Annotated in this window: 20 protein-coding genes; 12 read left to right on the top strand and 8 right to left on the bottom strand. The window is 44.9% G+C overall.

Annotation, left to right across the window (positions count from 1 at the left end; genetic code table 11):
* Window positions 1-116: 116 nt before the first annotated feature.
* The 4 genes from L4C34_RS12700 to L4C34_RS12685 all read left to right on the top strand — a co-directional run bounded on the left by L4C34_RS12700 (window position 117) and on the right by L4C34_RS12685 (window position 2,381).
* A complete protein-coding gene (locus tag L4C34_RS12700; protein ID WP_428789718.1) occupies window positions 117-575 on the top strand; it encodes a GNAT family N-acetyltransferase in 459 nt (152 codons plus the stop codon).
* 123 nt (window positions 576-698) lie between these two features.
* Complete coding sequence (locus L4C34_RS12695; protein WP_428789717.1) at window positions 699-1,016, top strand: DUF1330 domain-containing protein; 318 nt, start codon at window positions 699-701, stop codon at window positions 1,014-1,016.
* Window positions 1,017-1,127: 111 nt separating this feature from the next.
* On the top strand, window positions 1,128-1,547 hold the full coding sequence (locus L4C34_RS12690) for a hypothetical protein (RefSeq protein WP_428789716.1): 420 nt from the start codon (window positions 1,128-1,130) through the stop codon (window positions 1,545-1,547).
* A 330-nt stretch (window positions 1,548-1,877) separates the two neighbouring features.
* Window positions 1,878-2,381: a lactoylglutathione lyase family protein gene (locus L4C34_RS12685; RefSeq protein WP_428789715.1), complete on the top strand. Its 504-nt coding sequence runs from the start codon at window positions 1,878-1,880 to the stop codon at window positions 2,379-2,381.
* Window positions 2,382-2,473: 92 nt separating this feature from the next.
* Here L4C34_RS12685 and L4C34_RS12680 read toward each other — a convergent pair whose 3' ends face one another.
* The 5 genes from L4C34_RS12680 to betB all read right to left on the bottom strand — a co-directional run bounded on the left by L4C34_RS12680 (window position 2,474) and on the right by betB (window position 7,797).
* Window positions 2,474-2,599: a hypothetical protein gene (locus L4C34_RS12680; RefSeq protein WP_428789714.1), complete on the bottom strand. Its 126-nt coding sequence runs from the start codon at window positions 2,597-2,599 to the stop codon at window positions 2,474-2,476.
* Between the two features lie 14 nt (window positions 2,600-2,613).
* Window positions 2,614-3,078, bottom strand: a complete 465-nt coding sequence (locus L4C34_RS12675) for a GNAT family N-acetyltransferase (protein ID WP_428789713.1) — start codon at window positions 3,076-3,078, stop codon at window positions 2,614-2,616.
* Window positions 3,079-3,281: 203 nt separating this feature from the next.
* Entirely contained in the window at window positions 3,282-4,493 is a 1,212-nt protein-coding gene (locus tag L4C34_RS12670) for a hypothetical protein (RefSeq protein WP_428789712.1), read from the bottom strand.
* A 164-nt stretch (window positions 4,494-4,657) separates the two neighbouring features.
* Window positions 4,658-6,334, bottom strand: coding sequence for a choline dehydrogenase (gene betA / locus L4C34_RS12665; protein ID WP_428789711.1), 1,677 nt, complete (start codon window positions 6,332-6,334; stop codon window positions 4,658-4,660).
* Between the two features lie 5 nt (window positions 6,335-6,339).
* Window positions 6,340-7,797 carry a betaine-aldehyde dehydrogenase gene (gene betB / locus L4C34_RS12660; protein WP_428789710.1) on the bottom strand — a complete coding sequence of 486 codons (1,458 nt, stop codon included), beginning with the start codon at window positions 7,795-7,797 and terminating at the stop codon, window positions 6,340-6,342.
* Window positions 7,798-8,606: 809 nt separating this feature from the next.
* Here betB and kdpA point away from each other — a divergent pair.
* The 5 genes from kdpA to L4C34_RS12635 are packed head-to-tail and all read left to right on the top strand — an operon-like array spanning window position 8,607 to window position 16,251.
* Window positions 8,607-10,268, top strand: coding sequence for a potassium-transporting ATPase subunit KdpA (gene kdpA / locus L4C34_RS12655; RefSeq protein WP_428789709.1), 1,662 nt, complete (start codon window positions 8,607-8,609; stop codon window positions 10,266-10,268).
* Between the two features lie 11 nt (window positions 10,269-10,279).
* Window positions 10,280-12,406, top strand: coding sequence for a potassium-transporting ATPase subunit KdpB (kdpB, locus tag L4C34_RS12650; RefSeq protein WP_428789708.1), 2,127 nt, complete (start codon window positions 10,280-10,282; stop codon window positions 12,404-12,406).
* A gap of 10 nt (window positions 12,407-12,416) precedes the next feature.
* A complete protein-coding gene (locus tag L4C34_RS12645; protein WP_428789707.1) occupies window positions 12,417-12,944 on the top strand; it encodes a potassium-transporting ATPase subunit C in 528 nt (175 codons plus the stop codon).
* Window positions 12,944-15,574, top strand: a complete 2,631-nt coding sequence (locus L4C34_RS12640) for a DUF4118 domain-containing protein (protein WP_428789706.1) — start codon at window positions 12,944-12,946, stop codon at window positions 15,572-15,574. Before L4C34_RS12645 ends, L4C34_RS12640 begins: the two co-directional genes overlap by 1 nt.
* Complete coding sequence (locus tag L4C34_RS12635) at window positions 15,571-16,251, top strand: response regulator (protein ID WP_428789705.1); 681 nt, start codon at window positions 15,571-15,573, stop codon at window positions 16,249-16,251. The genes L4C34_RS12640 and L4C34_RS12635 overlap by 4 nt, the downstream gene beginning before the upstream one ends.
* Window positions 16,252-16,344: 93 nt before the next feature.
* Here L4C34_RS12635 and L4C34_RS12630 read toward each other — a convergent pair whose 3' ends face one another.
* Entirely contained in the window at window positions 16,345-16,764 is a 420-nt protein-coding gene (locus tag L4C34_RS12630; RefSeq protein WP_428789839.1) for a VOC family protein, read from the bottom strand.
* 160 nt (window positions 16,765-16,924) lie between these two features.
* Window positions 16,925-17,242, bottom strand: coding sequence for a carboxymuconolactone decarboxylase family protein (locus L4C34_RS12625; protein ID WP_428789704.1), 318 nt, complete (start codon window positions 17,240-17,242; stop codon window positions 16,925-16,927).
* A gap of 485 nt (window positions 17,243-17,727) precedes the next feature.
* Here L4C34_RS12625 and L4C34_RS12620 point away from each other — a divergent pair, with 485 nt between their 5' ends.
* The 3 genes from L4C34_RS12620 (at window position 17,728) to L4C34_RS12610 (ending at window position 20,797) form a co-directional block, all read left to right on the top strand.
* A complete protein-coding gene (locus L4C34_RS12620) occupies window positions 17,728-18,429 on the top strand; it encodes a helix-turn-helix transcriptional regulator (RefSeq protein ID WP_428789703.1) in 702 nt (233 codons plus the stop codon).
* A 198-nt stretch (window positions 18,430-18,627) separates the two neighbouring features.
* Complete coding sequence (locus L4C34_RS12615; protein WP_428789702.1) at window positions 18,628-18,864, top strand: VOC family protein; 237 nt, start codon at window positions 18,628-18,630, stop codon at window positions 18,862-18,864.
* A gap of 1,186 nt (window positions 18,865-20,050) precedes the next feature.
* A complete protein-coding gene (locus L4C34_RS12610; RefSeq protein ID WP_428789701.1) occupies window positions 20,051-20,797 on the top strand; it encodes a substrate-binding periplasmic protein in 747 nt (248 codons plus the stop codon).
* 385 nt (window positions 20,798-21,182) lie between these two features.
* Here the strand turns inward: L4C34_RS12610 and L4C34_RS12605 are convergent.
* Window positions 21,183-21,467: transposase (locus tag L4C34_RS12605; RefSeq protein WP_428789700.1), on the bottom strand; the 285-nt coding region annotated here is incomplete at its 5' end.

Below are 21,467 nucleotides of genomic sequence, written 5' to 3'. Positions count from 1 at the left end.
GTTCCAAGCCTTTTACGCGGGTAAACTTCATTAGAATCAGCCTTTATTATCAGATGACAAGAACTAAAGACTGAGGTCATAGTACGTCCTTGGCGAACATGGGGTAATCAAGATATATGCTATTAAGAAAAGCGCACGAAAGTGAATTAGATTCAATTTATCTTATGGGGTTTGATGTGTGGGGAGATAAGCTTTCTCGTAGCGAGTATCTCAAGGGTTGTCAAAATAGCCCAAAATACCGATCTGGAGCTTGGTATGTCTTGGTCGTCGATGATATTCCCGTATCTTCTCTGATTGTTTACTCAGAGCAGTTTGGCCTGAGCAAACGTTGTGTGGGTATTGGCTCTGTCGCGACCCACCCTGAAATGAGAAGGCTAGGGTTCGCGTATCATCTGGTCGAAGGCGTGACTCAGCGGCTACTCAGCGATACAGGTGTTGATGTTGTTTTCCTCCATTCAGATATACAGCACATTTTTTATCAGAAGCTAGGTTATAGCACTATTGCGGAAACAGACTGTATGTATATCTCCCGCCAGCACGCTGAGTTTCAAGGTTCAATTCCATCCTACTTCTAGTCGAAGGTAGATTAAGTGATCTTTCTTTTTTTTAAAGCTGTTATATTTCACTGATTATCAATGAGATAAGATTCCGGTTGTGTTAGGTTGTTAAAATTTAACGAGTTAAATAGGGAGATACTTTTGAAGGCTTACTTGATCTTAGATTTCGAAATTGCCGATATCGCGGCTTTTATGGAATATGTAGAAAAAATTCCAGCGTATATTCGTAAACATGTAGGGCGTTACTTAGTGGAAGGCGTAGTTCCAGAAGTGCTCGAGGGAGATTGGCAGCCAAGCACAATTGTTGTTCTAGAGTTTGAAACACAAGCGAATGCTGACGGTTTTCTTTCTGATCCAGAAGTAAAGCAACTCTTCGCGATACGACATAAAAATACCAAAAGTAACCTCATTAAAGTGACCGGCGGATCGTGGAGAGATGCATTGCCAGTTAGTGCTTAAGTGGTTCGTGGTCATCGAAGGCATAGCGCTTTCTCACCTAGTCACCTTCACATTGAAAGTCATCCTTTGTCTATACTAGGTTGTAGCATTCTAACATTTTGGTAAAGGAACATGACTCCGAGGAATATCCATGGTGACTGGACCATGAGCTTTGAAAATCGAATAGTTAAAACTGAATTAACTGGATCTTTCAATCAAGAGGCAACCGTAGTCTATGTCAACGAAATGAAAGAGCATGTACTTTCATCACCCGGTGGTCTTTCTTTGCCGTGGGGAATTCTGCAAAATTGTCAACATTGGGATATGGCGTCATTAGATGCTTGGGGGAGTGCTAACGAGGGGGCTCACTGGTTCATGGAACATAACTGCATTGTTATTGCTTTTGTTTTTTCAAAAAAGGTCCAGCAATTTGCAGTAACGCAAGGGTTAGATCAGCACGAAGTTATACAGTTTTTTTCCGATTATGACGAAGCCTATCAAGTGTGCCTCGATAAAATCGCCGCCGCTCAAAGTCAGCAAGACAAACAATAAATGCTAAGCAGTGAATAAGTGGGTTTGTTGCTAAAGCTTGTGTCATAAATAAAATTTAGCGGATTAGACGGATTAGACGGATTAGACGGATTAGACGGATTAGACGGATTAGACGGATTAGCTGCAATCTCTCTTGTATTCCTACAGCAATATGCAGTAATGCTGCTCTCGGTCACTCAGTGATAACAAAAAATTATTAAAACAAGAATATTTGATAATTTCAAACCCGATCGTACTAAGCGTAATCTTTACTCATCGCAGAGAACATCAACTAGCAAAAGGCATGTGCCTTTCTGTGTTGTTCAATTCATAAAGAGTAAAGAGGTTAATATGTCTACTCCGTACCCACGTAATTTTTCTCACATTGGTATTTCGGTACCGGATTTAGAAGCAGCAGTAAAGTTCTATACGGAAGTTCTCGGCTGGTATTTAATTATGGAGCCGACCGAAATCGTTGAAGACGATAGCGCGATTGGTGAAATGTGCACTGATGTTTTTGGTGCTGGGTGGGGCCGTTTCCGCATTGCACATTTGTCGACAGGCGATCGTATTGGTGTTGAGTTGTTTGAGTTCAAAAACCAACAGAACCCAGAAGACAACTTCGAATATTGGAAAACTGGCATCTTCCACTTTTGTGTGCAGGATCCTAACGTTGAAGAGTTAGCGGAAAAAATCGTCGCAGCGGGCGGTAAAAAACGCATGAAAGCACCCCGTTTCTACTACCCAGGAGAAAAGCCGTATCGCATGATCTACATGGAAGACCCATTCGGCAATATCCTAGAAATTTACAGCCACAGTTACGAACTGCATTACTCGGCAGGGGCGTATAAGTAAGGCTCGCTAGGATTAATTGATGGAGACAAGCGCGGGCGGTTGCCCGCTCTTTCTGTGCAGCAGTAGGCGACGTATGACTATCCAGTCACAGATTATTTATCGGACTCATAATCGTGTTTTATCTCGCGAGCCAATTTCCAAGCCGTTTCACGAAAGGTGCTAAAATCGTCATTAGCAAGGGAGGTGTTTTTAAGGTAAACATCGTTGAGCGACCCCATACCACCATACGCCCTTAATCCAGTGAAAGGCTCATATTAATAAAGTCTTTTTTAAACCCTGATTTTTCGTAGGCTCGAATCGCGTTTTGGTTCTCGGCATAAACATCTAAATGAAATTGGTCGACATGTCTTTCTTTGCTCCATTGTATGAGAGAGTCGATGAGTATTTTGTTTACACCTCGTCCTCTAAACTCGCTATCGACATACATAAATCCCAAATATGAGTGTTTATCGTGCAGGAAGCACAGTTTAGATTCTCGGATCTCAGCATAGCCAGAGCCAATAAGTAGATTGCCTACTTCTGCAATCATTAGCGCAACGTTGTCTGCGGTGATGAGGGCGTTGAGATCGTAATAGCAAATGTCTGCCTCTTTCAGCTGGCTATTATATGGGCGTTCAGCTTCTATGACGCGCTGTTCAAACTTGAGTAGAGTAGGGATGTCATCGAGAGTGGCTTCCCTTAGCGTTATTTCCTGCATATATACCTTGAGTTATTAATGAGTTATCTCGTGGACTAACTCACCTTAACATTATCGGTGTATTATTGATTGAGATATTGCTGTGTCATTGCAGGATATGAGGAATTGTCGTGATTAAGGATGAAGAGGTCTATGCTTGGAGGGGAGTAACTAGGTACTAGGTAAGGCAACCGCAATGGTCACCTTACCTTAAGATTAGCTATTTAAGCTCGTTCAACTTTAGTGTAGTCGAGGGTGTTTTCTTTCGGCGACGATTGGATCTGCATCACCTCACTGCCCTTGTAGCGCAAAATATAAATAAAGCAGGCGAAAAATAATCCAATCACTAGGGCTCCAACCCATTGAATCTCTAGGAAGTTCAATTTAAACAATAAGGTCAGAACTGAAAGTGCTACGATATTAAAGACGACATACTTAGTCTTACCAAAGCGAGCAATGGTAATGTTTAAGTTGTCGGTATACAGGCGCACTAGGGAATCTAGTGAGTTAATCACAAACAAAATTCCGACCGTAATCATGGCAATATTGTAAATACCAGAAGCGTTTAAGTTATGCAGATGGTAGTAGTATAGAATCGAAAACCAGATAGCAATTGGGATCGAAGGGAATACCAGCATGGAAGAAAACAGCTGCCACGTTTTTAAACCACTGACGAATCGTGAAGTAAATTGACCAATCATCAAACTCCATGAGAACCACCAGAATAGATAAAACGCGTGATTATCATTCATTGGTAAGATGAAGTGGTTAATGTGGGCAAAATACCCACCGATCAGTGACAGTGTTGAGAAGAATTCCCCAGTTCCACCTTGATGGCCAAATGCACTAATCCACATGAAGGCAATCAGAGCAACAAACAACCATGTCGACCCTAGGCTTAGATATTTGACATAACGCAGGCTGGTACTGGAGTACACGGAGACTGCAATGGCAATAAAGACTATCAGGTAAAAGGTCGGAATAATGGTTTTACCATCGCCAATTTCTGGCATATACCAAGGAAGGTTCGACAACAATAAATAAGCCGTGAACGCACAGGTACCAATGATAACGACATTGTTCACCAACTTGATTATTGGGATTTCGAAAAACTTAACTTTCGGCTCAATAATACAGAAATAGAAGCAGGTTAAAAAATAAAAGCCCCAAATCAAAAAGCCCCAGAAACCAAACTCTAACGCCAGTGGATTGGTAAAGCTGTACTCAGGATGAGCCACCAAGTTCGCATAACCGCCGAATTCCGTCAGTGGGAACATGATAAGGCCAACATCTAGCCCTGAAGTGAATAATATGGTGATGAAGGTAAAAGTTTTAACCGGTGTAACACCAATACAGGTGACGTTCCCCCAGCGTAGCAAAACAAAAACAATTGAAGTAAAAGTAAAAATAAGCCCAAGGCTTAGCCATAGGTTCATGATTGGTTCTCCTTGTAACCGAACTTATATCGGAACAAAGCTTAATGAATTTCAGAATACCTATCTGGAAATCAGTAAACCTTGTAATAAAACCCCATAAAATGGAGGCTTACTGATGTTTAACCAGTAAGCCTCCGTTCCAGAGGCATGAAAGCAAGCCGAGATTAACTCTTGGCTGTTGAAATAGAGCGTTGGTTCTCAGCCCATCCTTCTGAAGTGGTGACTTCCACTTGAGATAAAGGCGTTAGGGGGGGGTGATTCAAAATCATATCCGCGGCTTTTTCCGCCACCATAATCGTTGGCGCATTGAGGTTGCCGTTTGGAATCGTTGGGAAGATAGATGAATCGACAACTCGTAAATTCTCGATGCCGCGCACACGTGTTTCTGGGTCGACTACTGACATCTCGTCGGTGCCCATTTTGCACGAACAGCTAGGGTGATAAGCACTTTCAACGGAAGAGCGTACAAACGCATCGATTTGCTCATTGGTTTGTACTTGTTTACCCGGTTGAATCTCATCATCTCGGTATGCATCAAACGCGGGTTGTTCAATGATTTCGCGGGTTAAGCGAACACATTGTCTAAAGCCTTCGATATCATCTTGATGCTGAAGATAGTTGAACTGAATTTTTGGTGCTTGATGAGGATCAGCGCTAGTTACATGGACGAAACCACGACTTTTTGGTTTGTTGTGTCCAATATGAACTTGGAAACCATCGCCATCAAATGCACTGCGGCCATCATAACGCATCGCTGCAGGTAAAAAGTGATACTGAAGATCAGGCCACTCAACTCCTGGTTTGGAGCGAATAAAGCCGCAAGATTCGAAATGGTTCGTTGCGCCTAGACCTTTTTTGAATAGTATCCAGTTGAGGCCGATTTTTAACTTGCTCAATGGATCGAGCTGACGATTAAGCGTGATCTTTTGTTTGCACTTATATTGGAAATAGAACTCCAAGTGATCTTGAAGGTTCTCGCCAACACCTGGCAACTCATGCTCAACTGGGATCCCAGCTTGCTCCAGCACATCTGAGCGACCAATGCCTGATAGCTGTAACAGGTGCGGAGAGCCTATCGAGCCTGCACTCAAGATAACTTCTCGATTGCACTTTAACGTATGCTTTTGGCCTTTTTGCTCGTAAACAATACCGACGGCTTTTTTATCTTCCAGCAATACTTTATGAACTAAAGCATGGGTGATGATGGTCAGATTTGGTCGGTGCTTGACTGGTTTCAAGTAGGCATTGGCAGTCGACCAGCGACGTCCTTTATGGACGGTCATGTGCATCGCGCCAAACCCTTCTTGAAGGCGGCCATTGTAGTCATCGGTTTTAAAGTATCCCGCTTGCTCACCCGCATCGATAAATGCGCGGTAGAGTGGATTCTTCATTTCGTTACCGTTGTTGACGTTTAATGGACCTTGGCTGCCACGGTAGTCATCGCCACCTTGAAACCAAGTTTCCGCTTTTTTAAAGTATGGCAAGCAGTGAGCATAGCTCCAGTCATTGGCGCCATGTTGTTCCCATTCATCAAAATCTTTAGCATGGCCTCTCACATACACCATACCATTGATTGAAGACGAGCCGCCCAACACTTTGCCTCTTGGACAGTGCATGCTGCGCTGATCTAAATATGGCTCAGGTTCAGAATGAAACTGCCAAGCATATTTACTGCTGTTCATTGGAATGGAAAGAGCCGTTGGCATTTGGATAAAAATACTCTTATCACTACCCCCTGTTTCTAGGAGGACCACTTTATTTTCCGGATTAGCAGATAAGCGGTTGGCCAGCACACATCCCGCAGAACCTGCGCCGACGATAATATAATCAGGTGTCATCATTGTTCCTAAAAAGGGCTTTCCAGAGGGTTTAATCCAACATAAATGGATTTGGTTTGAGTGTAAGCTTGCAGTGTCTCTAAACCATTTTCCCGTCCGATACCCGACAGCTTGTAACCACCGACTGGCATTTCTGCTGGAGAGGCACCATAGGCATTAATCCAACAAATCCCAGCTTGGATTTGGTGAATCACGCGATGTGCAGTTTGAATGTTTTGAGTAAATACACCCGCAGCCAAGCCATATTCCGTATCGTTAGCGCGCTCGATGACTTCTTGCTCATCTTTAAAAGTAAGCAGGCACATGACTGGGCCAAAGATTTCTTCGCGCACAATTTTCATTTGGTCATCACAATCAGCGAATACGGTTGGCGCGACAAAATACCCTTGTGGCGCACTCTCTGGCTGTAGCGCAGCGCCGCCAGTTAGCAGAGTTGCGCCTTCTTCGATACCTGATTTGATGTAATCAAGGACTAAACTGTGATGCTTTTTAGAGATAAGAGCACCAAAGTTAACCTCAGGATCCATAGGGTCGCCAGCAATAATGTTGTTTTGGATGCGCTCTACCAGGCGCTCAACAAAGGCTGGGTAGATATCTTGGTGAACAAAGACACGGGTAGCGTTGGTGCAAATCTCACCTTGAGTATAAAAGTTACCTAGCATTGCAGCGGATACTGCTTGTTCGAGGTCAGCATCATCAAAGATGATGAGTGGCGATTTGCCACCGAGTTCCATCGTGACCGATTTCAGACTGGTCGCTGAAGCTTGCATCACTTTCTTACCAGTAGAAACTTCACCAGTAAAAGAGACTTTGGCAATATCAGGGTTGTGAGTTAGCCATTGGCCAACTTTAGCATCGCCTTGCACTACGTTGAATACGCCGTCAGGGAGTCCGGCTTCGGAAAATATCTCAGCCAATTTAAGCGCGCCCAGTGGGGTTTCTTCCGAAGGCTTAAAGATCATTGCATTGCCGCAGGCAAGTGCAGGCGCTGATTTCCAGCAAGCGATTTGCAGAGGGTAGTTCCAAGCGCCGATACCAGCACAAATACCTAGAGGTTCTTTGCGTGTGTAGTAAAAATCGCCGCCTAAATCTTGTTGTGATCCTTCAATACTCGGAGCAAGGCCTGCGAAAAATTCAATCGAGTCAGCGCCAGTCACAACGTCGACAACGGAGGCTTCTTGCCAAGGTTTTCCTGTGTCTAATACTTCAATTTCGGCCAGCGCATCATTATTTTCACGAAGTAATTGCACGGCTTTGTTGAGAATTCGTTGGCGTTCCATACCGCTCATCGCAGACCATGTAGCAAAGCCTTGTTGAGCACTTTTGATTGCCGCTTGTTGAATAGACTCATCAGCAACTTCAACCTGATAAATCACTTCTGCGGTGGCAGGGTTGATAACTTCGAAAAATTCTCCGGACTGATTACTTAGGGGTTGACCATGAATATAATTTTTATAACGTTGCATGTTTAGCCTTAGGATCACAAATGGCGCTATTCTATGCTAGTGCTCACAAAACTTCAAATCTGATACTTATACTTTCAAAAATGAAACCAAATAGGGTGAATGGAAAGATTTTTACTCTAGATCAGGGCGATCAGACGCGATTGCCTAAAGATATTTACTAAAGCTCAACAAATCTTCACAGCAACGGACCTATAAGCTTAACGTGTTAATCTATGGTTTAGCTGTAATGGATTTCCTTTCAATATGCATATAATCCTCTGGATTATACAGTCGGAAATCCTCTATACCGTGGGCGAATTCCAGTGGAAAAACTCCAAATTGGACGCATGAGCGTTTGATTATAACTTGATTCTAAGCTGCGCAGTTCAGAATTGAATTCAGGCATACCTAGCACCAAGAGTCCATCATGCGACATTTTTATTTCCCATTTCTCTTAGATTCGTTGCTCTGCCAAACGTAATCGCACTTATCTCGACTTTCCCTTTTTATAACGCTCTATATAAGCGAAATTTTACGTTTTTTTTATGCGAGATGGTTTTTCCAAAATAGCTTTTTTACGCCTAGAAATTTTATTCTGTGGCTCCCTAATCAAATAGGGGTAACTCATTGATACCACAGAACGGATATCAGTTTGGTCTTGCTTGGTTGCTGTTGAGATCTAGGGATGTGGTGTTTCTGTTTATTTTTATCGAATCTAGTTAAGAAGGAAATTGAGTCATGTTGTTGAGCACATTCGTTGGCAGTATCGGAGTATTGCTCGTGGCGTATCTGATTATTTGCTTATTTCGAATAGAACTTTAGGAGAGGTTATGAACGGTTCATTTATGGCGATTGGATTATTTATCGTATTGGTGATCATACTCGCTCCTCTCGTTGGGCGTTATATGTTCCATGTTTTTGAGCGTCATCCCAACACAGTTGAAGTTCGTTGGTTGGCACGTTGTGGTTTCGATTGCCAAGAGCAAGGGATAGGAGAATATTTAAAAGCAATTATTGCACTCACTCTCCTAGGTATTCTGTTGTTGATGATGCTCCTGATGGGGCAGGCGAGTTTGCCGGGTAATCCACTTCACTTTTCAGGACTCAGTTGGGATCTCGCGTTTAATACTGCAGTCAGTTTTGTAACCAACACCAATTGGCAGTCTTATTCTGGAGAATTGCAGCTTTCACCCTTGAGTCAAACGGTGGGGTTAACGGTGCAAAACTTTGTTTCAGCAGCCGTTGGTATGGCGGTAGCCATTGCAATTTTCCGGGGTATATCGAATCAAAGCACTCACAAGCTAGGTAATTTTTGGGTTGATCTGACTCGCGGTGTGTTATTCATTCTTCTCCCTCTTGCGAGCATTTTAGCTATTGCATTGGTTGGCCAAGGCGTACCTGAAACCTTGTCTGCCTCCCATGAGGTGACATTGCTTTCAGGGGTGAAATCTCTGGTCCATATGGGGGATGTCGCTTCTCAGGTTGCTATCAAACAACTTGGCAGTAATGGGGGGGGTTTTTATGGCAGCAACTCATCTTATCCTTTGGAAAACCCGACTCAGCTTAGTAATTTCCTTGAATGTTTCGCGATTATCCTGCTGCCAGCGGCAATGATTTTTACTTTTGGGTATTACATTCGCAATCATAAACATACGCGAACCCTTTTTATTACCATGACTGCCTTTTTATTGGTGTGGTTATTCGTAACCGTCGGTGTTGAGCTAGCGCCGGATCCCAGCCTGCATGGATTAGGGTTGGTGGACACTCAGCATTGGCTTGGTAAAGAGAGTCGATTTGGCCCTGCCTTAACAGCTTTGTGGGGAGTGGTGACAACGGCAACCTCGAATGGCTCTGTTAATGGTATGCACGACAGCATGTCAATCTTAGGGGGCATGATGGTTCTCTCCAATATGTTGCTTGGGAGCCTCTATTACGGTGGCGTCGGTGCCGGTATCTACGGCTTGCTCGTTTATATACTTCTGACCGTATTTATTGCTGGCTTGATGAGTGGCCGCACACCAGATTACTTAGGCAAGCGCATTGGCGCTTACGAAATCAAATGGATGATCGTTGCGATGTTGGTGATGCCTTTGGGCGTGTTGCTGCTGGCTTCTATTGCTTGGTTATGGCCCGGTTCTCACGCTGCAATGTTTAGCCACGGCGCACATGGAATCACTGAGTGGTTGTATGCCTATACCTCGGCTGTTGGTGACAATGGCTCTGCCTTTGCCGGATTTGGGGCAGATATGCCGATTCACAACGTCTTATTGGCTATTGGTATGCTGCTCGGGCGCTTTGGGATCATGTTCCCGATGTTGTTGATAGCCGCGAAGATGGCGCAGCAACCAAAAACCACAGGAGGGGAGCTACCCGTATCGGGGCCACTGTTTGGAGGCTTGCTCTCTTCAGTGATTATTGTGGTCGGTGGGCTTAGTTTTCTTCCCGTCCTTGTACTTGGCCCTGTGGCCGAATATCTCATGATTCATGGTTAAGGAGTTGTATTATGTCTGTAATCGAACATCAAAGTGAATGGCAGCAGAAAGAACAGCACCAGCCACATCAGCAGCAAGAACATCAGCCTCAACAACAGCAACAACAAGAAGGAGCGCAGAACTCAGCCAAGGGGAGGATTTTGAAATCGGCTTTAAAGCAAACGCTGATCAAGTTAAACCCGAAATATCTATGGGATCAACCCGTGTTATTGGTCTTGGAGGTTGCTGCCGTATTAAGTTTGATCGTGACCTTATTTGCGCCGCAGGCACAGTTAGGTGGAACTCAAGCTGTGGCTTGGCAGTTGACCGGTTGGCTATGGGCTACCTTGTTGTTCGCCAATTTCAGCGAGGCGTTAGCCGAAGGGCGTGGTAAAGCGCGCGCGGATAATCTTAGGGATGGGATGGCAAACCTTCTGGCCACCCGTTGTATTGACGGCGGTCAGGGCACCGAGGTGGTTGCCGCGACAGCTCTTCGCAAAGGCGATATCGTGATCGTGAAGTCTGGTGAAATGATCCCCGCGGATGGCGAAGTGATTGAAGGTATCGCCGCCGTGAATGAAGCCGCGATCACTGGCGAGTCTGCCCCTGTAATTCGAGAATCCGGTGGCGATCGCTGCGCAGTGACGGGCAATACCATGGTGGTTTCTGACTGGATTCGCATTAAGGTCACGGTTGAGCAAGGGTATTCAACCTTAGATCGCATGATCGCCTTAGTTGAAGGGACCAAGCGTCAAAAGACGCCCAATGAGATAGCGCTCAATGGTTTGCTGATCGGCTTAACCCTCATCCTCTTAGTGGTCGTTCTCACTCTGCCGGTGTTCGCTAATATGGTTGGTGGTCATCTTCCTTTGTTATTTCTAATTGCTTTGGTGATTACTTTGATCCCAACCACGATAGGGGGGTTACTTTCTGCTATCGGGATCGCTGGAATGGATCGCTTGATTCGCTGCAATGTGGTGGCAAAATCGGGTAAAGCGGTGGAAGCCGCAGGCGATGTACAGACCTTGCTACTGGATAAAACAGGCACCATTACCTTTGGTAATCGGATGGCCGATGAGTTTATTTGTGCCCCTGATGTCGATAAACAATATCTTGCCGAAGTGGCCTGCTTAACCTCATTAAGTGATGATACTCCTGAAGGAAAATCGATCGTCGATCTAGCGCAATCGGCCTATGGCTTGAGTCGAGAGTTACCTAGGGGAGCCGAGTTCGTGCCTTTTACTGCAGAAACACGCTCGTCAGGTATCGATTTCTCAGGGCGAAAACTGAGAAAAGGGGCAGTGGATGCGATGGCGGCGTGGGTCGGTTTGAGCATGGAGACCCTTCCTCCTGAGTTGAAGCAAACGGTCAACAGCATTGCGCAATCAGGCGGGACGCCACTCCTCGTCGCGGAAGAGGGACGATTACTAGGAGCGATTCACCTTAAAGACGTGATCAAGCCTGGTATACGTGAACGCTTTGCTGAGCTTCGTCAGATGGGGATCCGCACTGTGATGGTGACTGGCGATAACCCGCTTACCGCAGCCGTCATTGCCGCTGAATCTGGCGTGGACGACTTTATCGCCGAAGCGACACCCGAGAAGAAGCTCAATTATATTCGCCAAGAGCAGCAGGGTGGCAACATGGTCGCTATGTGTGGGGATGGTGCCAACGATGCGCCAGCGCTGGCGCAAGCAGACGTTGGTGTTGCGATGAATGATGGCACTCAGGCGGCACGTGAGGCCGCGAATATGGTGGACCTGGATTCTGATCCAACCAAACTTATCGACGTCGTCGGGGTTGGGAAGCAACTACTCGCGACCCGTGGAGCACTCACCACGTTCTCTATTTCGAATGATATCGCCAAATACTTTGCGCTGTTACCCGCTTTGTTTATCGGCATTTACCCTTCTTTGTCGGCGCTGAATGTGATGCAGCTTCACAGTGCATCGAGCGCCATGCTATCAGCCATCATCTACAATGCGTTGATTATATTGGCGCTGGTTCCACTGGCATTGAAAGGGGTGAAGGTCAAACAAGTGAGTGCAGCTAGTTTCTTGAGCCACAATCTATTGATTTATGGCCTAGGAGGCATTATTGCGCCTTTTATTGGCATCAAGTTATTGGACATGGCGTTAGTCGCATTGGGTTGGGTTTAGGAGAATGGATATGATCAAGAGCTTTAAAGAATCAGGGTTGTTATTAGTTATGATGACATTGCTAACCGGGGTGTTTTATCCTGGATTGATCACAGCAGTTAGTCAGTTGGTTTGGCCATTTCAGGCCAATGGCAGCCTAATGCAGGATAGCCATGGAGTCACGCGGGGCTCTTACTTGCTGGGGCAGGCGTATCCACAATCAGGCTACTTTCATCTTCGTCCGTTGACAGGGCAAGATAACGGCGGGAGGGGAAATCTGGCGGTTTCCAGCGAGCAAAGACGCCAATTTGAAGCGGCACATGCGAAGCCAAATATGCCCGCAGTGTTGGCAACGGTTTCTGCCAGTGGGGTTGATCCTGACCTACCTTTTGATGCCGTCGTCTATCAAGTTCCGAGAGTGGCGAAAGAGCGTCACCTTTCGCTGAGCCGAGTTAACTCCTTGGTTCAAAGCCAGATCCTAGGGGGGATGTTAGGGCCTAGGTATGTTAACGTGATGCGCTTAAATCAAGAATTAGACAAGATAAGCGGTATCCATTAATGAGAGATGAAGCCAGAGCAGATGCTCTTCTGTCGACCGTTGAAGAACCAAACCGAGGGCGTTTGACCATCTTTTTGGGCGCGGCTCCTGGGGTGGGCAAAACCTATAGCATGCTACAGGCTGCAAAAGAGCAAGTCGCGGCAGGGCGTCAGGTACTGATTGGGGTGGTGGAAACACACGGACGGCAGGATACGGCGGCTCTGGCTCAGGGGATGGATCGCATCCCCTGTGAGATTCACCAATATCGGGGAAAGTCCTTAGCCGAATTCTCCCTAGATGGAACCGTTGAAGCACGGCCAGATCTGTTAATTCTTGATGAACTGGCACACACCAATGTGCCGGGTAGCCACCATCAAAAACGCTATCAGGATGTAGAGGTGTTGCTTAACGCAGGGATCGATATCTTCACCACACTGAATGTTCAGCATTTGGCAAGCCTACATGACACGATCAAACAGCTCACTGGTGTCGAGGTTCGAGAGGAAGTCCCCGATACCTTACTAGAAACGGCGTTTGAGATTAAGCTGGTGGATCTCCCTGTGCGGGAGCTTCTGGGGAGGCTGGAAGCAGGCAAAGTGTATGTGCCTCATCAAGCTCGGGCGGCGATGAGTTCTTTTTTCACTCACGGAAACTTATCGGCGCTAAGGGAATTAGCCCTGCACACTGCAGCTCAGTGTGTCGACAGACAAACACAGCTTCTTAGAACTGCAAAAGGAGACGCTCAAACCGCGATTGTCCCTCACTTGTTGGTCTGCATTGAATCGAGTGAAGAGTCTGAAACTTTGATTCGACGGGGACACCAGTTTGCAAGATTGCGGCACCTTTCGTGGTCGGTGGTTGCGTTTGGTAAGGAGGCGCGATCGTCGGAGTCTGCCAAAGCCCTGGAATTGGCTCGAGAGCTAGGTGCGGATGTCGAAATCCTATATGGCCCAGATCGGTCTAAAGCTGTTCGGGAGGTGGCGAGGCGACGAAAAGTAACTGCATTAATGGTGGCAAACCGACGAGCTTCTTGGTTGCGTAAGGGCGTTGGGCAACAACTGCAAGGCGCTGACGACCCGTGGATGCTGGTATTAGTTCCTGCGCCTAAACCGAACAAGCGGCGTATACAGCGAGACGAACCAAGCGATCTTAGAGACTACCTGCAAGCATTGATTGTGATGGCGATAGCCAGTTTGGTTGCTTTTCCATTTCGACATTTGCTGACTCTCTCGGATCTGTCGATGATTTATCAGGTCGGCGTGCTGGTGGTCGCCGTTCGTACTCGATTAAGAACGACTATATTTGCCGCTATCGTTGCCTTTTTGTGTTTTAACTTTTTCTTTACCGCGCCTTACTTTCAGTTCTTTATTGAACATCGCTCTGACACTATTACCGCCTTAGTGTTTTTGTTGTTTGCTCTATTTACGGGGCATTTAGCTTCTCGGCTGCGTAAGCAGGTGCTCCGTCTTCGGTATAGCAACCACTTTTCAATCAGCTTGTTGGAGTTTAGCCGCTCTTTGTCTTCACAGCTTACCCAGCATGACTTCCTTGAAGAAGGGGGAAGGCAGCTTTCTCAGGCATTGGGGTTAGACGTCATAGTGATGGGCACCGATCCAGAGCAGGGGCTGTACACCGTGAGCCGATCATCCCCGGGCGCTGGTATTACCGTGAAAGCGCAAACGGCCGCCAATTGGTGTTTGAATAACGGCGAAGCGGCCGGCTTTTCTACCAATACTCTTAATAGCTGTAACTGGTTGTTCTTACCTTTAAAACTTAATGATGGCCAAGTCAATCAGGTGGTGGGGATTCGAGGTGATGCCTCATTGCAATCCATCCAGCGTCGCAACCAACTGGACTCTTGGCTTGAGGTTTGGCGACAAGCGCTTTCTCAGAGTTTTCTCAGAGAGGCATTGGCTGAGGAGCGCCTCAAAAGCGAAACTGAACAATTGCGCGCCGTATTACTGTCTTCTATCTCTCATGATCTGAGGACGCCATTGACAACACTCATCGGTAGCACAGAGAGTTGGTTGAGCTACCACCCTCAGCTGAGTGAAGAAGAGCAAGTGAGTCTCATTGAAGGCGTGTCTACCGAGGGCAAGCGGTTGCATCGCTATGTGACTCATCTTCTGGATATGACGAGGATCGGTCAGGGGGAGTTAACGCTTAATTGCCAGCCCGCAGAGATAAAGCAGCTACTTAGCAACGTGATTGAGAGGCTTACAGTGGATTTAAAGCCTTTTCAATTGGTCACTCATGTGGATGAGGGTATTCCTGTTTTAAATGTGCAGAGCTCATTTCTAGAACAATCTTTAGTCAATGTATTGGATAATGCTCGTCAGTGGAGCAAAGCGGGTGACAAAATTAGTATAGAGATACGTAAACAGGAAGATGCGCTGAAAATTGAAATCTACGATCAAGGGCCCGGTATTTCCCCGTCCCTTCGTAAGCAGATTTTTGAACCGTTTTTTACGACGCGAAAAAGGGATCGCGGCCAAGGGGGGAGTGGTCTTGGGCTGGCGATTGCAAAAGGAATGATTCAGGCGCATGGTGGCACGATTAAAGCGTTGGCGTGCAATAAGGAGGATGGGTATACAACTTGTATCCAGATCCAACTTCCCTTAGATCAAAACGGCTTGGAGAGCAGACAATGAAAATTTTGGTGATTGATGATGAACAAGCGATCCGAACCTTTCTCCGAATTAGCCTAAAAGCCGAAGGTTATGAGGTGCTTGAGGCAGAGTCTGGTGAGCAAGCATTGGTGGACTGCGCCCAGCATTCTCCAGACTTGGTGTTATTAGATTTAGGGCTGCCTGATATGGATGGTGTGGAAGTATTGAATACCTTACGTCAATGGAATGAGGTACCGGTGTTGGTGATTTCAGCACGTAGCCAAGAAAGTGAAGTCGTGCGACTGTTGGAAGCCGGAGCTAATGACTATGTCATTAAGCCTTTCGGGGTTAGAGAGCTTCTGGCTCGGATAAAAGTGCTATTTCGTGACGTTCAGAAGACACCAACGACTCATCGTATTCACGTTCGAGATCTCTGCCTTGATTTGTTCAACCACCGGTTAGAGCGAGGCCAGCAGCAGATACATTTGTCGAAAAAGGAGTTTACCCTGTTTGAACATCTGGCTCGTCATGGCGGAAAATTGGTGACTCAGCAAACGTTACTAACCGCCATTTGGGGAGCCTCGCACAAAGACGACAGCCACTACCTGCGGATTTTGGTCGGGCAACTCCGAAAAAAACTCGGCGATGATGCTCAGCATCCTTACTATATTGAAACGGAAACAGGGATAGGCCTCAGGCTACGAATGGACGAAAAGTAAGCGTCGCATTTTAGGGTTGTCTCTTGGCCACTCGCGGATGCGAATTCCTAGGACAACCCTCTATTTCTAGCGCGTTATTAGACCTGCGCGTAACTAGCTTGAACGATTACGTTGCTTGGGGTCATCGCTGAGATATTCAACAAACTCGACCTCAAAACCAGCCGGATCCATGAAATAAATATTTTTTCGATGCGGCTCTGCTGCGCCTTCCTTCGCAATGGGGAAACCCGCTTGCGCGAGCCGATTTATCACGGCATCGATATTATTGGTCACATAGGCAAAATGGCCTAGTCCCACTTGGTGACCGGATAAATCTCGATTTTCTCCTTCACCATGATCACTCATTGCAATGTATTGATACTCATCGCCAAAATGCAGCCAGTTGCGCGCTTTACCGTACCATTCTCCTCGTCCTTCATCTCGCACATACCAATGGGGAAATGCCGCCTGATAAAAGCTCAACATTTCGGGGATATCTTTAACCACTAAATTGACATGTTCCAACTGAATCATCATTCTCTCCTCAAAGCTCCTTGGTAAACAACGTGGACCATGCTAATACTTAAAGTTAACTTGAGGTAAAGAGTTTTATTCAATTTGATTGAAAAAGTTTGTGGGCAGCAGGTTTAGCTATATTGAGTCATGTATTACTAAGATCTAGTCTTAAGCCTGTTTAACGCGTTCTAACGCGTTCTAAAGCGCTTACGGCAGCAGGCCAGCCCGCATAAAAGGCGAGGTGAGTGAACAGCTCTACCAATTCTTCCTCAATGATGCCGTTGGTTTTGGCAAGGCCCAAATGAAATGGTAACTGCTCTAATCTGCCAAGGGACGCGAGCACGGAAAGTGTGATGATACTTCGTTCTCGTTTACTCAATTCTGCGCGTTGCCAAATGTCTTCATATAACACCTTTTCGGTCATCTCTTTTAACTTAGGCGCGTTGTTTAGAAGATCTCGGCTGTGGTTCATCAGCTCTTTGTTGTGATTCATCATTTAGTCTCAAATGTAGGGCAAGTGAGGCCATGATGGCATTGGGTCACAGTAGAGAAAATCAAAAGGTTCCAAACGATGGGTTCAACAATACAGGACGGTACAAAGTTAGTGGTTTAGTAGGGCAATGACAAAGAGTGGGGCTTTGAGCCAGCTAGGTAACCTAGCTTAAACAGACATTGTGGAAATGGCTGAATTCTTAAATAAAGGCAGTTGTCGGCCTACATTAAAGTTTGTCTAAACCCAATAAAGTCTGATCAAAAACAATAAAGTTTGATCGATTTTGGGAATTATTTTTAGTAAATGGAAGCAGGAATTGCCCCGAAGCTGTTTTTCTCTTATTTATCTTGGAAAGGCGCTGGGCCGAGTTTGACAAATTTTAACTAATCCGAACGTAGCCCTAAATCTCCGTACGCCTTAGGTTTAGATAGCGCTGTATGTTTCGATACAGTAACCTTGTTGTCTATTTATTTAAGTAAAGCTCTTTCATGTCTAGAAGCCAACGACTCTTTGATTTGCTCCAGCTACTTCGCTGTCATAAATTCCCTGTATCCGCTGAGCACTTGGCTCAGAAACTAAATGTTAGTGTGCGTACTATCTATCGTGATATTGCAACATTACAAGTACAAGGTGCAGAGATTGAAGGTGAAGTAGGGCTTGGATACGTATTGAAACCGACGTTTACTTTACCTCCGTTGATGTTTTCGACAGAAGAGTTAGAGGTATTACTGTTGGGGGCTGATTGGGTTTCGAAACAGGCGAATGGCGAGTTTGGTGAAGCCGCAAAAAACGCAATCGCAAAAATTTCGGCAGTATTGCCCGTGGATCATGAGGCCAAGCGTAACGACAATATTTTGCGTGTAGCTTCTATTATTGAAGTGCCTGAATTGACGACAGAGTATCCAGTCATACGACATGCCATCAAACAGCAGCATAAAGCTGAATTAACGTACCGAGATGCACGAGGGCGCTCTAGCTCACGGGTTATATGGCCACTTTTAATCGGTTTATTTCAGAAATGCTACGTACTGGTCGCTTGGTGTGAGAAACGAGAGGCCTTTCGTAATTTCAGGCTTGATCGGATAGAGAAATGGAAGACGCTGGAACAAAAGTACGGTCGCCGCCGGCATGATTTGCTGAAAGAGTGGGAAGAAATAGAAGGAATTGAAAAGAAATACTTATACTACTGACAAAAACTGTCACTCCTGTTCGTTATATTACCAACCCAATGATGTTGTGAGTTTTAGGAGTGTATATGTTTAAGGTTGATTCGTTTGTTCTGTATGTCGAAGACATTCATACCAGCAAAAGATTCTATACTGAGGTATTTGAGTGTGAGGGGCAGTTTTTATCACCAACGTTTGTCTCGTTCCCTTTAGTTCCCAGGTATGACTGTTGAGTTAAAACAGCTCGCGCAAGTTTCACCTTCAGCGAATGCTACTGGTGGTGGCACAGAGTTGTCCTTGATGGCTGAAGATTCAAAAACATTACACCAACTCTACGAGCAATGGGAAACCAAAGGGGTCAAGTTTCTTCAAACACTGACAGAGTTGGTTTTCGGTCTTACATTTGTCGCAATTGATCCAGATGGACATCGCATTCGAGTATTCGTAGAAAATAAATAATTGCCCCTAAACCATTCACGACTTCATCTCGGATGAATTGTCGACCTGAATCTGTCATTAGAAAAAGAATTCCATCACATCTGGAGAGCAAAGTCTCCGATGGCTCATATAATTAACCACACTTTAAGGCCACAAATTACCGATTTAAACAACCTAGGTAGCCTTTTGATTTTAAAGTAATTAGATTGAATATTGAACTATGAGTGCTCAGCGCAAACAGATGAAATTGCAATGCTTTGTAAGATTTTTGCAATGTAAGCTTGCATTTTTTCATGCTTGATGTGACACTGCTCAAACTTTCAATTGGCAATTTTTGAACTGTTCCTTAGTTTGAATCGTTAATTAAAGGCAGTGCTTAAGTAGAATGGTGGGAAATAACATGATTTATTGGTTGTTTATTTTTGTTATTCTTTTAATCCCTCACATTATTATACTTTCTAGATCTGCTGGGAAAAGACAAGGCAAAAGCCTCAAACCTAGATTGAGTATTTTGTTAGCATTTACGTTATTGCTGCCGATAGCAGTGTACGTTGTCGGTTCAATTAACGTACTCGCTTCATTACCATCAGCCGTCCAAGCTTTCTTAACTATGTTAATAGGACTTTGGGTAGTCTCTGTCACTGACTTTATTTTCCGCTTCATAGAAAACTGGAGATATTTCAACTTCCACCCAGATATACGATATTCATTAATATGGATGGTCACTGGTTTTTCGATATGTACTTTAGGTTTTTATAATGGGAATCACCTCCTTTTAGGTTCAGCCGCTTTTTCTTCCGTAGGATTCACTATGTGTGCATATTCTCACTTAGTTCATAAGAGAAGAAATCAATCCCCCCTCTAATTATTAAACCCATCAGAACACTTTAATTTAACAGTGATAAAACTAAACACATTCCTACGCCTGATTTCATATAATAACTGCGACATTTATGGGAAGGTGTAAAAAAGTGTTCTGGTCAACTCCATCGGACACCCTTCTCAGGAGTTTTCAGATTCAATGGCGACAACATTCGTTTTGCCATATTTCTACTAATCCAAAGTCGCTTACTTGAAACACAGATCGTAAACAGGTTCTGGAAAACTTTTCAACCGTGGTCAATTTCAGTTGACTATTACAGTGCAACGGAATGACCGAGCTTTACTATACTCAACCAAATAACGCTCCATGAAACTGAGGCTCACTATGAACAAAACTAATTTTTTCATCATAGCGTTATTGCTACTCATTTCTAGTTATGCGCACTCTAAACCAGTTCGGGTCGTTACTTTGAATTGGGGTGGTTTTATCGGGTCTCAGCTACCCAACCAAGGGCCGCACGGTGTTATAATTAAGGAAGCATTTCAGCGGGTCAACAAAGAAGTAGAATTTAAATTCTACCCTTGGGCTCGAGCTTATCAAATAGCCCTATCAGGGCAAGCTTTTCTCGTGAGTGCGAGTGATACTAAAGAACGTAGGAAGCTATTCAATTATTCTGACTCCTACGCATCTTCTCCCAGCTATCTGATTTCACTTAAAAAAAGCAAATTTAACTATCAGGGAGTTCCCTCCACATTGAATCAGCAACGTATAGGAGTTCTTAGAGGACATTTCTTAGCTAAGTTACTTCAAAAATTTGACCTTGAGAAAAATATCGAACTAGCTAATAGCGATGTCGCGAATCTCCAAAAGTTTTTCAGCGGCAGAGTAGACCTCGTTGCTATGTCAAAGGATTCGGCGATTAGTATCATCAAAAACAATCCAAATATACAGGGAACTCTAGAACAAGTAGAATTTTTGGAACCGCCGCTAAGAACCAATCCGGTACACCTTATTGGTCTTAAAAACATGACTGAATCTAAGGAAGTTATAAAAGCGTTCAATATGGGGTTAAACGAACTGAAAGAAGAAGGAAGATATTACGAGATACTACAGAGTTATGGGTTCAAGTAGGGTTTTATTGAAGTGTATTGGCTCCGGTGCAAAGTTTATTTACCTCCTCTTTTTTTACTATCAAGTTGTATACAATTTGATAGTAAAAAAAGAGGAGGTAAAGGGGTTTGAAGCCCAACGGAACGAAAACGTACGTTAACAATAAAAGACCGTCTATCAAATCGATTCGTAGACAGTGGAGTCTACTGAGTATCTTGTAGCGGTTAGTACCAACGGACTTTATACCCCAGATGTGGGAGAGCAACAAAGTATCATACTAAATTGGTGTGGACGGCTCAGGTTCACCGCCATTCCCAGCACGAAAATGCCCCATTTTAATTTAGCTCGACAACATGACGGACAGCCACCGGAGCAAGTTTGGCTAACTAGAAGGGCTCTTCTCCGCTTAAGTGAGCTTGATATTTGGATAAAAGGTTGAATGAGTGTCAGGTACGGATGTTTGTCTGATCTTCAGTTTGAAGTAATCTATATCTCTGATGCCTCGGGCTCTTCTTCTGAGTAAACCTATAGAAACATTCCCAGCTTCAACCCGAGCATTCGTTAGCTTATATTTTGCATAGTTACAGATACCGACTCTTCTATCCCATAAAGCATCAGCAAAGTTACATAGGGAGAGAACTCGTGTTGATTTCGCTAGACGACACCATCCTTTGAGTGCTTGTGTCATGGT

The sequence above is a fragment of the Vibrio profundum genome (assembly GCF_050337555.1).
In the GTDB taxonomy this organism is placed as follows: Bacteria; Pseudomonadota; Gammaproteobacteria; order Enterobacterales; family Vibrionaceae; genus Vibrio; species Vibrio profundum.
This window is presented reverse-complemented; position numbering and strand designations above follow the sequence as displayed.

Bases quoted from the DNA above. Each gene is read 5' to 3' on its own strand.
- L4C34_RS12680 (WP_428789714.1), bottom strand. From the start codon at position 2,599: ATGGGGTCGCTCAACGATGTTTACCTTAAAAACACCTCCCTTGCTAAT.
- L4C34_RS12635 (WP_428789705.1), top strand. From the start codon at position 15,571: ATGAAAATTTTGGTGATTGATGATGAACAAGCGATCCGAACCTTTCTC.
- L4C34_RS12610 (WP_428789701.1), top strand. From the start codon at position 20,051: ATGAACAAAACTAATTTTTTCATCATAGCGTTATTGCTACTCATTTCT.
- L4C34_RS12670 (WP_428789712.1), bottom strand. From the start codon at position 4,493: ATGAACCTATGGCTAAGCCTTGGGCTTATTTTTACTTTTACTTCAATT.
- L4C34_RS12625 (WP_428789704.1), bottom strand. From the start codon at position 17,242: ATGATGAATCACAACAAAGAGCTGATGAACCACAGCCGAGATCTTCTA.
- betA (WP_428789711.1), bottom strand. From the start codon at position 6,334: ATGATGACACCTGATTATATTATCGTCGGCGCAGGTTCTGCGGGATGT.
- L4C34_RS12640 (WP_428789706.1), top strand. From the start codon at position 12,944: ATGAGAGATGAAGCCAGAGCAGATGCTCTTCTGTCGACCGTTGAAGAA.
- kdpA (WP_428789709.1), top strand. From the start codon at position 8,607: ATGAACGGTTCATTTATGGCGATTGGATTATTTATCGTATTGGTGATC.
- betB (WP_428789710.1), bottom strand. From the start codon at position 7,797: ATGCAACGTTATAAAAATTATATTCATGGTCAACCCCTAAGTAATCAG.
- L4C34_RS12645 (WP_428789707.1), top strand. From the start codon at position 12,417: ATGATCAAGAGCTTTAAAGAATCAGGGTTGTTATTAGTTATGATGACA.
- L4C34_RS12700 (WP_428789718.1), top strand. From the start codon at position 117: ATGCTATTAAGAAAAGCGCACGAAAGTGAATTAGATTCAATTTATCTT.
- L4C34_RS12615 (WP_428789702.1), top strand. From the start codon at position 18,628: ATGACTGTTGAGTTAAAACAGCTCGCGCAAGTTTCACCTTCAGCGAAT.
- L4C34_RS12690 (WP_428789716.1), top strand. From the start codon at position 1,128: ATGACTCCGAGGAATATCCATGGTGACTGGACCATGAGCTTTGAAAAT.
- L4C34_RS12630 (WP_428789839.1), bottom strand. From the start codon at position 16,764: ATGATTCAGTTGGAACATGTCAATTTAGTGGTTAAAGATATCCCCGAA.
- kdpB (WP_428789708.1), top strand. From the start codon at position 10,280: ATGTCTGTAATCGAACATCAAAGTGAATGGCAGCAGAAAGAACAGCAC.
- L4C34_RS12620 (WP_428789703.1), top strand. From the start codon at position 17,728: ATGTCTAGAAGCCAACGACTCTTTGATTTGCTCCAGCTACTTCGCTGT.
- L4C34_RS12675 (WP_428789713.1), bottom strand. From the start codon at position 3,078: ATGCAGGAAATAACGCTAAGGGAAGCCACTCTCGATGACATCCCTACT.
- L4C34_RS12685 (WP_428789715.1), top strand. From the start codon at position 1,878: ATGTCTACTCCGTACCCACGTAATTTTTCTCACATTGGTATTTCGGTA.